10 protein-coding genes, 1 tRNA gene and 3 pseudogenes are annotated in these 12,440 nt (G+C 59.3%); 8 read left to right on the forward strand and 6 right to left on the reverse strand.

Annotation, left to right across the window (positions count from 1 at the left end):
- Positions 1-146: 146 nt before the first annotated feature.
- Positions 147-848 carry a response regulator transcription factor CtrA gene (gene ctrA, locus AA309_RS09540; RefSeq protein ID WP_047188784.1) on the reverse strand — a complete coding sequence of 234 codons (702 nt, stop codon included), beginning with the start codon at positions 846-848 and terminating at the stop codon, positions 147-149.
- A gap of 516 nt (positions 849-1,364) precedes the next feature.
- Here ctrA and fliJ point away from each other — a divergent pair.
- A complete protein-coding gene (gene fliJ, locus AA309_RS09545; RefSeq protein WP_047188785.1) occupies positions 1,365-1,766 on the forward strand; it encodes a flagellar export protein FliJ in 402 nt (133 codons plus the stop codon).
- Between the two features lie 66 nt (positions 1,767-1,832).
- On the opposite strand, the gene AA309_RS09550 is transcribed toward fliJ, so the two are convergent.
- Positions 1,833-2,444 (reverse strand): GNAT family N-acetyltransferase, encoded by a 612-nt coding sequence (locus AA309_RS09550; protein ID WP_084731034.1) that lies wholly within the window; start codon positions 2,442-2,444, stop codon positions 1,833-1,835.
- 205 nt (positions 2,445-2,649) lie between these two features.
- On the opposite strand from AA309_RS09550, the gene AA309_RS09555 reads away from it, so the two are divergent.
- Entirely contained in the window at positions 2,650-3,663 is a 1,014-nt protein-coding gene (locus AA309_RS09555) for a lysylphosphatidylglycerol synthase domain-containing protein (RefSeq protein ID WP_047188786.1), read from the forward strand.
- Between the two features lie 167 nt (positions 3,664-3,830).
- Here AA309_RS09555 and AA309_RS09560 read toward each other — a convergent pair.
- Together AA309_RS09560 and sciP are read right to left on the reverse strand one after the other, a co-directional pair.
- Positions 3,831-4,043 (reverse strand): annotated as a pseudogene (locus tag AA309_RS09560) (helix-turn-helix domain-containing protein); the annotation flags it as partial.
- Between the two features lie 251 nt (positions 4,044-4,294).
- Positions 4,295-4,570 carry a CtrA inhibitor SciP gene (sciP, locus tag AA309_RS09565; RefSeq protein ID WP_009763782.1) on the reverse strand — a complete coding sequence of 92 codons (276 nt, stop codon included), beginning with the start codon at positions 4,568-4,570 and terminating at the stop codon, positions 4,295-4,297.
- Positions 4,571-4,801: 231 nt separating this feature from the next.
- Here sciP and mnmA point away from each other — a divergent pair, with 231 nt between their 5' ends.
- The 4 genes from mnmA (at position 4,802) to AA309_RS09590 (ending at position 7,441) form a co-directional block, all read left to right on the forward strand.
- Complete coding sequence (gene mnmA / locus AA309_RS09570; RefSeq protein WP_047188788.1) at positions 4,802-5,956, forward strand: tRNA 2-thiouridine(34) synthase MnmA; 1,155 nt, start codon at positions 4,802-4,804, stop codon at positions 5,954-5,956.
- A gap of 23 nt (positions 5,957-5,979) precedes the next feature.
- On the forward strand, positions 5,980-6,624 hold the full coding sequence (locus AA309_RS09575) for a class I SAM-dependent methyltransferase (protein ID WP_047188789.1): 645 nt from the start codon (positions 5,980-5,982) through the stop codon (positions 6,622-6,624).
- 122 nt (positions 6,625-6,746) lie between these two features.
- Positions 6,747-6,953: a hypothetical protein gene (locus AA309_RS09580; protein ID WP_244470309.1), complete on the forward strand. Its 207-nt coding sequence runs from the start codon at positions 6,747-6,749 to the stop codon at positions 6,951-6,953.
- 411 nt (positions 6,954-7,364) lie between these two features.
- A tRNA-Met gene (locus tag AA309_RS09590) sits at positions 7,365-7,441 on the forward strand.
- A 56-nt stretch (positions 7,442-7,497) separates the two neighbouring features.
- Here AA309_RS09590 and AA309_RS09595 read toward each other — a convergent pair.
- A complete protein-coding gene (locus tag AA309_RS09595) occupies positions 7,498-7,878 on the reverse strand; it encodes a rhodanese-like domain-containing protein (RefSeq protein WP_047188792.1) in 381 nt (126 codons plus the stop codon).
- Positions 7,879-8,000: 122 nt separating this feature from the next.
- Positions 8,001-8,051, reverse strand: a pseudogene (locus AA309_RS37630) (excalibur calcium-binding domain-containing protein); the annotation flags it as partial.
- Between the two features lie 556 nt (positions 8,052-8,607).
- On the opposite strand from AA309_RS37630, the gene AA309_RS09600 reads away from it, so the two are divergent.
- Positions 8,608-10,896 (forward strand): putative bifunctional diguanylate cyclase/phosphodiesterase, encoded by a 2,289-nt coding sequence (locus AA309_RS09600; RefSeq protein ID WP_084731036.1) that lies wholly within the window; start codon positions 8,608-8,610, stop codon positions 10,894-10,896.
- 799 nt (positions 10,897-11,695) lie between these two features.
- Positions 11,696-12,436 (forward strand): annotated as a pseudogene (locus AA309_RS09610) (TerC family protein); the annotation flags it as partial.
- Positions 12,437-12,440 lie beyond the last annotated feature (4 nt).

Consider the following 12,440-nt stretch of genomic DNA (forward strand, 5'->3'; position numbering starts at 1 on the left):
ACAAGGTAGACGGCACGCCAACGCCATCCAGAAGTACGTATCCGTAAGTGACCAGACAGCGTCTCGAATCCGTGCAATGCTCTTGAAGAGTTGCACCAATAAAAAGCCCGGTGTTGACCGGGCTTTTTGTTCCTTTATCGCGTTGCTCAGATCGCGATGCGCTCGTCGGACTCGTTCGGCTCGCGCAGCACATAGCCGCGGCCCCAAACGGTCTCGATGTAGTTCTTGCCCTGCGATGCGTTGGCGAGCTTCTTGCGCAGTTTGCAGATGAAGACGTCGATGATCTTCAGTTCCGGCTCGTCCATGCCGCCATAGAGATGATTGAGGAACATCTCCTTCGTGAGCGTCGTGCCCTTGCGCAGCGAGAGCAACTCCAGCATCTGATATTCCTTGCCGGTCAGATGCACGCGGGCGCCGCTCACTTCGACAGTCTTGGTGTCGAGGTTCACGATGAGATCGCCGGTGGTAATCACAGATTGCGCATGGCCCTTCGAACGACGCACGATGGCGTGGATGCGGGCCACCATCTCGTCCTTGTGGAAGGGCTTCGTCAGATAATCGTCGGCACCGAAGCCGAGACCCTTCACCTTATCCTCGATGCCGGCCATGCCGGAGAGGATCAGGATCGGAGTCTTCACCTTCGCGACGCGCAGCGTGCGCAGAACCTCGTAACCCGACATGTCGGGAAGATTCAGGTCGAGGAGGATGATGTCGTAGTCGTAGAGTTTGCCGAGGTCGATGCCCTCTTCGCCGAGATCCGTCGTATAGATATTGAAGTTCTCGGACTTCAGCATCAGCTCGATGCTTTGCGCAGTTGCGCTGTCGTCTTCGATGAGAAGTACGCGCATTTTTATTCCCCAGCCCTTGCCCTGGAGCTTGCGTGTAGCTTGCGGCTACCCATCCGCCACCGGGCCAGCGGCGGATGCCCTTTTGCACTGATTCGTAACGCTAGTTCTGAATGGTTAACAAACCCTGATTCCTGCATGCAAGCGCTTAACGACATGACCCTGCAGGTCTGTCGCTCAGAACTTATGAGCTGTGGATTCCGGGTGACCATAGGGAACCTCGTTGCTCCATTCGAAACCATTGCAAACGAAGGATTTCGCTTGCACTCGCCTGCCGTTTTTTCGAAACCGCAGACGTGACGGGAGCAGTGTTAACGAAATCGGTAAACGAAAGGTTGACGCAAGCCTCGCGCAAGCTTCCTGAGCCGCGAACAGGTGGCTAGGGATTTGACCCTTCAATGATTTTCGGTTGCTTCGGTAAGGAAGAGTCAACTTCCATGCGTAATGATGCCTCAGCCTCGCGGATAACTGAGCGATCCGGCGGGCACCTGAAACTGCGACGTGTGGAGTTGAATCAATATGAAGTCGCGAGATACGCTCATCCGCCTCAAGCGCTTTCAAGTCGACGAGAAACGTCGGAGGGTGGCGCAGATTGAGATGATGATCGCCGAGTTCGACCGCATGGCGGCTGACCTTGACCGGGAAATCGCAGCAGAAGAGCAGAAGGCTGGGATCACTGATCCGAACCATTTCGCCTATCCGACCTATGCTCGCGCCGCGGCCCAGCGGCGGGATAACCTTCGCATGTCGGCTCAGAACCTGCACGCTCAGCTCGATGATGCCAAAGCCGAACTCGGCGAGGCCTTCGAGGAGCTCAAGAGGGCTGAGAGCCTGGAGGATCGGGAGCGCACCAGTGAGCGGACCCTGGATCCGGCCATCAGCCAGATGGGTCAGGCTCGCGCCATGCGCGCTACCGCCTAATCCGTTCCTCTCTCGATAGATTGAAAAGGACGCACCGCACTCGGCGCGTCCTTTTTCTTTTGAGGCTCAGTCGAGAACCGGAACCTGCGGCGCACACTCGCGCGGGAGGAAACCTTGGATGCGGGGATCGTCCACCACCTCGATGGCGCGCCGGTAGGGTGTGAACCCGGAGCGCATATAGAAGGACAGGGCTCCCGGATGGTCGAGACTACACGTGTGGACGAAGAAGCGGCTGATCGGCTGTGCGAAGGCCCGGCGGATCGCCTCGTCCATGAGGGCGCGTCCGGCTCCCTTGCCGATTACTCCCGGCACGAGGCCAAGGAAGGTGAGCTCCGCTTCTCCTTGAGGCCGGAAGTCGAGTTCCAGAAGACCGATGTCGTCCTTTCCATCATTCAAAGCACAGGCCTCGACTTTTGGATCGTTGAGGATGCCCGCAAGTTCCTCATCGGGCATGACCACCCGGCTGAACCAGAGCCAGGATTCGCCAATCCGGCGATACAGAGTTCTGTAGCGGTCACGATGCTTGTTAAGAGGCTGGAGCGACCAGCCGTCTGGAATCGGCGCAGGTGAAGCAGGAGGAGGGGAGCGCATTTCCAAATAGGTGACGATCGCCGCAATCTTGCGCGGCGGCAGATCCGTATAGCCGTCGAGGTTTAGCATCGTCTGAGGATTTGTCATGTGGCCGCCTTCCGATCCGAAGAGGAAAGCAACGCTCTGTCACGGGTCTGGTTGAAGAGCAATGGTGGGAAAGTCGAAGCTGCAATCCTGCCTGGAGCGTTTGCAGGATTGGACTTTATGTCCACCCCTTCAGGAGGCCGTTTCCTCTTGCGGATTAAATGGATTATGGGCACAGAAGGGAAAGCGAAGGAGCACTGCCGTCTCGATGAAGAATGTGCGTGAGTTCATCTGGCCTGTGATCGGGCTTGCGGCGGTCGTAATTTCCGGTTGGCTTCTTTATCGCGAGCTGCGAGGCATGTCCCTCGATGATGTCTGGGACAGCCTGACCGCAGTCCCGGCACATCGTTACGCCATGGCTGGTCTGTCGACCCTTGTCGCTTATGCCGCTCTGGCCTGGTACGACCGGATTGCGCTTCTTCATCTCGGCGTGCGCCACATTTCGTGGTTCTTCGTGTCCGTCACATCGTTCACCACCTATGCCTTGTCCCACAACATTGGCGCCTCGGTCTTCTCCGGCGCCGTGGTGCGTTACAGGGCCTATACCTCCAAGGGCTTGAGCGCGGCGCAGATCGCCGTGCTGGTGGCCCTCTGCTCCTTCACCTTCGGGCTTGGCACGATCCTGCTCGGCGGCGTGGTGCTCACCGTCAATCCAGGGCTCCTCTACCGGCTTGAGGATATGCTGCCGTCAGCGCTCACCAATCCGGCGACGGCCAGGATCATCGGCTTTCTGCTACTCGGCTTCGTGGCTCTTTACGTCGTGGGCTCCGTTCTGCACCTGCCGCCGCTGGTGATCCGGAAGGCCAAGTTGGAGTATCCACGACCTGCCATCATGGTGCGCCAGCTGATCGCCGCTCCTCTCGAACTTCTTGGAGCTGCCGGCATCATCTACTTCGTGCTTCCGGCCCATCTCGAGCCGAGCTTCCTCGTCGTTCTCGCGGTCTTTCTGGCCTCGTTCTCAGCTGCTCTTGTCAGCCATGCGCCTGGTGGGCTCGGCGTGTTCGAGCTCGTGTTCCTCACGGCCATGCCCGACATCCCAAAGGCGGATGTGCTGGCGGCCCTCATCATCTTCCGCCTGTTCTACCTGCTGATTCCCTTCGCCATGTCGCTGGTGGTCGTGCTTCTCTTCGAGCGGGCCCGCTTGGCCCAGGCTTGGCGTACCCGCGGAGCTGTCGACACCAACACCGTGCCGCCCCCGCCTCTCTCCTCGTCCGACCAGTAGGCCTTGCAAGATGGCACGTCCGCGTTTCGATGCGGCCCTAGAGCCTCGGACGAGAAAAGTGGACTTGCACTTTTCTCGTCCGAGGCTTGCTTCCATTAGCGAGCGTATCGTGCGGAAAAGCGGGTCCGCTTTTCCGCACGATACGCTAAGGTGAGAGAAATCCAGTCTCAGGCTGCGAGAGCTGGTTTCTGGCCCGGCTCCGGGACAGGAAAGCCGGCTTCCATATACTCGTTCAGCTTGTTGCGCAGGGTGCGGATCGAGATGCCGAGAATGCGCGCCGCGTGGGTGCGGTTGCCGAGGCAATAGGTGAGGGTGTCCAGGATCAGGTGGCGCTCCACATCGGCGATGGTGTGCCCCACCAGAATGCGCCGGAGCGCCTCGACGGTCTGACTGGTGGCAGAGGATGGCGGAAGGCCCGTATTCGAAGGGGTGAGAGCCTGCTGTTCCGGCATATCCTGAGCGCTGAGCACGATTCGTACCTATCTGAGTAGAGGGCAAGGATTTATGCTCAAGGTATGGTTAGGAAGATCTTAACAGCCCAGCTTCCGCCTTCATGATTTATGGCCAACGAAAAAGGCGCCGCCTGATTGGAGCAGCGCCTCGTCATGTTTTGCGCTCAAGCGTTAAAGGCTTACTGCCGGTATTGCTGAATGCGGGTCGTCCGGAGGCCGGCGAGGCCATGCTGGTCGATGGACATCTGCCAGCTCAGGAACTCCTCCGTGGTCAGCGTATAGCGCTGGCAGGCTTCTTCCAGGCTCAGCAGGCCACCGCGGACGGCGGCGACAACTTCGGCCTTACGGCGGATGACCCAGCGGCGGGTGCTGGAGGGCGGCAGGTCGGCAATCGTCAGGGGACTGCCATCGGGCCCAATGACATACTTGACCCTTGGGCGGTGGGGTTCGGTCATGATACGCTCACACAAAAATTCAACGACCTTTGGTAGGCTCGAACCTAAACGGCGGGACTTAATGTTTTCCTAAGCCCGTCCAAGCGGTTACGAGAGTGCCTAAGCTTAGCCATAAACGTTAACGCTGGCTTATTGCGGCACGGTTTCTCTTTAAGAATTCACCGGTCATCGCTATAGAAAGGCTTTGGCCCCTCCCGTGCGCCGCCTTGAACGGCGCCTCTGGATGGAACGATGCTCAACTCACTTGATCTTCCCAAGGCTCCTGCCGAGACCCGCGTCGTGGTTGCGATGTCGGGCGGCGTGGATTCCTCCGTCGTGGCGGCTCTCCTCAAGCAGGAGGGCTATGACGTCATCGGCATTACGCTGCAGCTCTACGACCACGGCGAGGCCGCGCACCGCAAAGGCGCCTGCTGCGCCGGTCAGGACATCTACGATGCCCGCCGTGTGGCGGAGGCCATCGGAATTCCCCATTACGTGCTCGATTACGAGGAGCGCTTTCGCGCAGCCGTGATCGACCGCTTTACCCAGAGCTATCTGGCGGGCGAGACGCCGATCCCGTGCGTGGAATGCAATCGCTCCATCAAGTTCCGGGATCTGCTGGAAACGGCCAAGGAGCTTGGGGCCGATGTGCTCGCCACCGGCCATTACGTGGCCAGCCGCCGTCTGCCCGATGGGCGTCGCGCCCTTCACCGGGCTGCCGATCCGGACCGCGATCAGAGCTACTTTCTCTATGCGACGACGCCGGAGCAGCTCGACATTCTGCGCTTCCCTCTTGGCGAACTGCCCAAGGAGAAGACCCGCGAATATGCGCGCCAGTTCGGGCTCACCGTTGCCGAGAAGGCCGACAGCCAGGACATCTGCTTCGTCACGCAAGGCCGCTACAGCGACGTCATCGAGCGCCTGAAGCCCGGGGCCGTGAAGGGCGGCGAGATCGTTCACGTGGACGGCCGCGTGCTTGGCCACCATCAGGGTATCATCCATTACACCGTGGGCCAGCGGAAGGGTCTCGGTCTCTCTGTCGGTGAGCCGCTCTATGTGGTGCGCCTCGATGCCAAGGAGGCCCGCGTGGTGGTGGGTCCCCGCGAGACCCTGGCGACCCGCCTCATCACCATTACGGATGTGAACTGGCTCGGTGATGGACCGCTCGAAGCCTTGGGCGAGCAAGGGATGGAGGTGGCCGTGCGGGTCCGATCCACCCGCGAGCCGCGCCCGGCGATCTTGCGATCCACAGGAACCGTCACTACGGTCGAGCTGTTGTCGGCGGAAGATGGAGTTTCCCCCGGTCAAGCCTGTGTCATCTATGAGAGCGATGCTCCGCGGGCACGGGTGCTTGGCGGAGGCACCATCGCCCGCACTGTTGCCGGAGCCGCTTCCGCTGCGGCTTGAGGCATCCCTCTGAAGGAACCTGTATGACGGATGGAGCGACCACGGCCCTGATGCGCAAGGCCTATGCGCGTTGGGCGCCGATCTACGACCTCGTTTATGACAAGCTGACCGAACCAGCCGCCCGCGCTGCCGTGAACGCCGCAGTCGCCTGTGGCCCCAAGGTTCTGGAGGCCGGGGTCGGCACCGGCTTGTCCCTCGGCTATTACCCCAAGCATGCCGAGGTTTACGGGGTCGATCTCTCTGAGGACATGCTGCGTCGGGCGCAGGAGAAGGTGGAAAGGCGTGGCCTGTCCCATGTGAAGGGCCTGCAGGTCATGGACGTGACCAAGCTCGGCTTTCCCGATGCGATGTTCGATGCGGTTACTGCCCAGTTCATTATCACCCTTGTGCCAGAGCCTGAGGTTGCCCTGTCTGAGTTCGCCCGTGTGCTGAAGCCCGGGGGCGAGATCGTGCTGGCTAACCATTGGGGGCAGCCCTCGGGCCCCATTGCGGCCCTTGAGGAGATGGCGGCACCGATCGCCAAGGCCATCGGTTGGAGTTCCTCCTTCAAGTCGGCCAGGGTTGACGATTGGGCCCGCAGCACCGGCAACATGGAGGTGGTCGAGCTGAGGTCCCTTTTCCCAGCCGGGTTCTTCAAGCTGATGAGAATCAAGAAGCGGGCTTGGTAGCCCGCTTTTCTTTCGTGTCTTAGACGGGGGAGCCCGTGGCGTGACTTCCAGGGTTTCAGCCCTATTTCCTTGGGCTCAAGCCCCTGCACACATTCAAGAAAGTTATTCCCATGCGTCTTTTCATGTTCACTTCCCAGGCCAAGGACGATCTGCATGCTTTTGCGGGCGATGAGTCCGGCAGCAAGCTGCCCGCCAAGTATGGACCCTGGGGCTTGACCGGTACTCTCAGCTCCCGCGAAGCTCCGCCGCACAAATTCTCGCGCCGGACCATCGAACACGCGATTTCCACCGAAGGGTTCCAGCTCTGGCGCATGAAGCCCAAAGGGTGACATGAAAGCTGAAACGAAGGAGAGGGAATGGACCAAGCTCATTTCCGAGCTGCTGGTCGGGAATCTCGCGGCCAGTTTGCGCCCCGGGCTCAACGATCTTGGCTTTGCCATCTGTATGAGCGGCTTGAGCATGGCCTTGCCTTCATCGATCTCGACGGCGCATCCTGGCCTCTCTTCATGGAGCCTGAGGACAAGTGGTACAGAGGCGGGCCGTCGAGAGGGGACAGCAGCGATCCCTGGTGCAGGATCCGGATGGATATCTGGTCCGTTTAGCCGGCTCTATGGAAAGCGTCCGGCTCAGTCGCCCGAGCCGATAAATTCTTGAAAGAGGCTGCGCCTCTTTCTTGACACTGGGGCCTAATCTTCCCTATATCGCGCATGCCTGACGCGGGGTTCGCCCCAGCGGCCTGGGGCGGAGTAGCTCAGTTGGTCAGAGCAGAGGAATCATAATCCTTGTGTCGGGGGTTCAAATCCCTCCTCCGCTACCATCTCTCCCGATGATGCTTCCGGGGTTCCCAATCTAAGAAGTTTTCTGGATCGCCGTTCACGCAGGTTCCGTGTCGATGCCTGCTTCTGCCAGATCCTTGAAGCCGCCGATGTTGAACACGGCGGTGTAGCCCATGTCCTGGAGGGCCTTTCCAGCGAGGGCGGAACGGCCGCCTGACGCACAATGCAGGAGGATGGTCTTGTCCTTCTGAAAGGCTGGGTTGTGGTATTGGCTCTCCGGATCAGCGCGGAATTCCAGCATGCCACGGGAGACATTCAGCGCGCCTTTGAGCTTTCCGATTTGCTGGACTTCTGTCGGGTCGCGGACATCGACGACGAGCACGTCACCAGACTTCATTTTCTCGGCGGCCTCTGCCGGCGATAATTTGGGAACAGACGAGTTCGCTTCTGCCAGCAAGTCCTTGACGTTCTTGGCCATGGTTCTCCTCCCGTGCCATGCCGATGGGGCGCGAGAAAAAGGCTCTGTCCGTGGGCCATTCCTGTCAAGAAGAGCAATGGAGGTAAGGGCTGTTGGGAGGCAAAGAGAGGATCAATCCTGCTCTAGAGGCCAAAGGGCTCACAGGCAATCCCGTCGCGATCAGCATCGAGCCGCTATCGAAACCCTAAAAAGCCCTTGTAGAGCGGTGCCGCACCGATGCGCTGGGCCGTCGTGCAATCATGGACAAGTCGGCTTCGAGCAGGACTTGCGTCGATGGCCAGAGGTTGGAGTTCCAGACCCAGGCATAGAATGCCCAAGTCGCCAACGCACTTAGGGTGACCTCCACGACCAGGATACGCCAGGGGGAGCTTTCAGTTAGGGAAAGCGCTGATCAGAGCCGTGCCTCCCTGAGAACGATTGAAAGCGACGCTTCAGCTTCTGGACTTCCGTAGCCCTGTTGCGAAGCTTGGGCTTCTTAAAAGGCTCACCCTTCATGCTCTCCTCAGAAAGAGGCGCAGCCGGCAGTTGCGGCATTACTTCCGACCGCGTGCCCCTGCTCGGATTATTTTTATTTAAGCCTAACAGTTTTGCAGAAATGCAACTTCGATTGCATTTAATCATGTAATAACATTATATAATGTTGCCTTCCTGTGAGGAAGGTATTTCTGTCGAGGCGCTGAGCCATTGCGCAAAATTTCTTCTTTGGACCAGTTGAACTGGCGTTTTTCCATGCGAGTCCTATTGCCGGTGGCAGCGAGCACGGCCGCTGCACTCGTGCTGGCAGCCCTTGCTCTGCTCTGGGCTGTTCGCCAAAGCGACCAAATTTCCATGGAGCGCCAGCAACGGACCACCGAACGTCGTATACGGGCGATTGTCGGCGAACTGGCCAAAGAGCAGGAAATGGTTGCCGTCTGGAACGAAACCGTTCTTGAGCTCCGCAAGTCTCCCCTCGATGAGAAATGGCTTGATGCCAATATCGGCGGCTGGCTGCACGTGACTTTTGGCCAGGATCGCATCTACATCTTGAACTCACGCAACGAACCCGTCGACGTGACGATCGATGGCATCCGCGTGGCCATCGAAGAGTTCGAGAAAGTTCGCCCAAGCCTCGCAAGTTTCATCCAGGGGCTTCGTGGCGACACCCGGTCTTCTCACTTCGGGCATTCTGAGCGCCCTGTTGATGAGACCTATCTGACAAGCGGCCGGGCCGTGCATGACGCGCATCTGCTGGAACTGCAGGGCAGGCCGGCAGCCGTCAGCGCCATGAAGATCGTGCCTGAGAACGACGATCTTGTTCAGGAGCCTGGCACTGAATTTTTGCTGGTCAGTGTGCGCTTTCTTGATGGAAGCTTCCTGAGACAGCTTTCACAGCAGAACCTGATCGAAGGCTTACGCTTCTCACGGGTGAACGAACCCGGTGAGGGCCAAGTCGGCGTGCCCCTCAGATCCGATGAGGGCAATCTGATCGGCTATTTCATCTGGCGGCCGGAGCTGCCGGGAACGACCATTCTGCGCGTCATCAGCCCGAGCATCACCGTCGTCTGTGTTCTGATCATCGGCGTCATGACCTTGCTCGCCCATTCGCTGCGACGCTCGATGGCGAAGTTGAGAAAAGCGATTGCCGAATTACGAGCCAGCGAGGCGCAGGCTCACCATCTTGCCTTTCACGATGTCCTGACGGGTTTGCCCAACCGCGCGCTCTTTGACGCCAGCCTTGATCGGACTCTTGCCAGTGCAGGACCGGAAGGGCCGCTGGCTGTCCTCATGCTCGATCTGGATCGTTTCAAGCATGTGAACGACACGCTTGGCCATCATGCTGGAGACAGTGTTGTCCGGGAGTTCGGCCAGAGGCTGTTCGGACTTCTCCGCGGTAGCGACATCATTGCGCGTCTCGGCGGCGACGAGTTCGCTATCGTTCTGACAGGCATAGCCGGTCGCGGTGATGTCGAAACGATCTGCGCGCGCATCCTCGATGCAGTCCGACGGCCATTCGACATCGCAGGTCGCCAAGCCTTCGTCGGCGTCAGCATCGGAGTTGCCTTGGCGCCGGATGCAGGCTCCGAGCGCGTTGACCTCATGCGCAAGGCCGATATTGCGCTCTACCAAGCCAAGGCTGAAGGGCGCGATTCTTACCGGATCTTCACGGCAGTCATGGATGAGATCGTGAAGGTGCGCAGCACGATCGAGGAGGAGTTACGGGCGGCTCTCGTGACCGGCAACGATCTGAGACTCTTCTACCAGCCGCTGATTGATGTGGGAGGGCAATCCATCATTGGGCTTGAGGCGCTCGTGCGCTGGCATCACCCGGCCCGCGGCATGATCGCGCCTAATCAGTTCATTCCGATTGCTGAGGAAACCGGTCTGATCTCGCCGTTGGGCGAATGGGTCCTGCGTCAAGCCTGCCTTGCCTCGAACCGGTGGCCCGATCTGACGATCGCCGTCAATCTCTCGCCGGTCCAGTTCCGCTCCGGCGATCTTGCTCAGCGCCTCATTGGGATTGTCAGCGAAACGGGAGCCGATCCGCGCCGCATCGAGTTCGAGATCACCGAAAGTCTGCTGCTCGATGATAGCGATCTTTCCCGCTCCGCCTTGAAGATGCTGAGACAGGAAGGCTTCAAGATTGCTCTCGACGATTTCGGAACGGGCTATTCCAGTCTTAGCTATTTGCGTCGTTTCGAGGTCGACAAGATCAAGATCGATCGTTCCTTCGTGCAGCACCTCGGCGAGCAGGACGAGTCCGTCGCAATCGTGACTGCCATCGTCAGTTTATGCCGTGCCATGGGTTTGACGGTCACTGCGGAAGGCGTGGAGACAGAGGATCAAAAGCTCTTCCTGTCGCAAACGGGATGCAACGAGATGCAGGGCTTCTTGTTCTCCCGCGCACTTCCTGAGGAACAGATCGCAGATCTTCTCGGTACCTTGGGCAATATGCTGAGCGCCCAAGGCGCGGCCAAGCCAACCCTGCCTGTTTCTCGTTCTGATAACGGAAGGGCGAGAGCAGAGAAGGCACGCGCCTGATCTACCTTCAGGCGCAGATTGGGGTGCGCCTGAAGGTAGGGACGGGCTGTTATTCCGGCGCGTCGAGAAGCTCCGACATGGCACCCGGTTGAGGCTTCGTCAGAATCTGAACGCGCCTTCCGTCTGGAAACTCGATGGTTCGTAGGGTCATGACCTCAAGGCCGGAGTTGAGACCTTCACGCACTCTGGCCGCCCGGGTGCTTCGCGTCGTCTGCTCCGCTATGTCACGTCGCGAGTTCACTTGCCTTTGACGCTCGCTCCTGGCCGTCGTTACTTCCCGTGAAGGTTTGCGGTCTCTGCGCTCGGTCGCAGCTCTTTGGGCAGAGCTTTTCGCAACAGGCTTCCGTTCCCCCGCCGAAGAGGCTTCTTCGGAACGTCGCTGGGCCGGCTCCTTGCTCTTCTCGCTGACGTTGGTCGCTGCCGTTGTGCTTGCTGGAGGTGCTGAAGATTGTGGGGCGGCAGCCTTGGCCTCAGGAGCTGCGGGAGCAGGGGCAGAGCTTGGCGCCGACGCACCCGCCTCGGAAGGGGGATCGACCCAGGGCCGCGCCGGCTGTGCGTTGCCGGATGACGCGGCTGCAGCAAGCCCCAAGGCCAAGCTCAAGGCTCCAATCGGATGCAACCGTGTTTCCATGGCAATCTCCCAGTTCCGTGAAGAGGGAACGCTTGCCCGGGCTGTCTTGGTTCCATGAATCGAGATTCACGAAGAATCGATTGTCAAAGGCAACGAAGACACTGAACGCTCCTTGCATAAGCTTGTCAGTGACAAAACATAGGGAAGAGATCCACAAGAGATGGGTTGATGGATCAAATCATCGCGTTGACTGCAGACCCGGCCGGCTGGGCGGCCTTGACAACCCTCGCCGTCATGGAGGCGGTGCTCGGTATCGACAATCTCATCGTCATATCCATCCTCACCAACAAGCTGCCTGCACATCAGCAAGCTAAAGCCCGGCGCATTGGCATCGGCTTGGCCCTCATCCTGCGGTGAGGGTTCGTGGGAACGATTGCAATCATCGTCCAGCTCACGGACCCGCTATGCACGGCCTTTGGACACGGTTTCTCGTGGAGGGATCTCATCCTGATTGCGGGTGGCCTCTTTCTTGTCTGGAAGGCAACGAAGGATATCCATCATAATGTCGATCCGGACCGTGGACCGGATCTCTTCGACAGCAAGCAGGCCGGTATAAGCTTCGCCTCTGCAATCGTGCAGATCCTCATTCTTGACTAGCTTGACTAGGTATTTTCCATCGACAGCATCATTGCGGCCGTCAGTATGACGGATCATGTCCCGATCATGGTGATCGCCGTGCTTGCCGCCGTGACCGTAATGCTCCTTGCGGCCGATCCGCTCTCGCGCTTTATCCAGGCCAATCCCACACTGGTCATGCTGGCGCTGGGCTTCCTGCTGATGATCGGCATGACCCTGATTGCAGACGGCTTCGGGGTGCCCGCGCCCAAGGGCTACATCTACGCTGCTATGGCGCTCTCGGCTCCCGTTGAAGCCCTGAACATGCTTTCGCGGCGGGCTCAAAAGAAGCGGCAGA

Origin of the sequence: Microvirga vignae (assembly GCF_001017175.1) — a bacterium.
Taxonomy (GTDB): domain Bacteria; phylum Pseudomonadota; class Alphaproteobacteria; order Rhizobiales; family Beijerinckiaceae; genus Microvirga; species Microvirga vignae.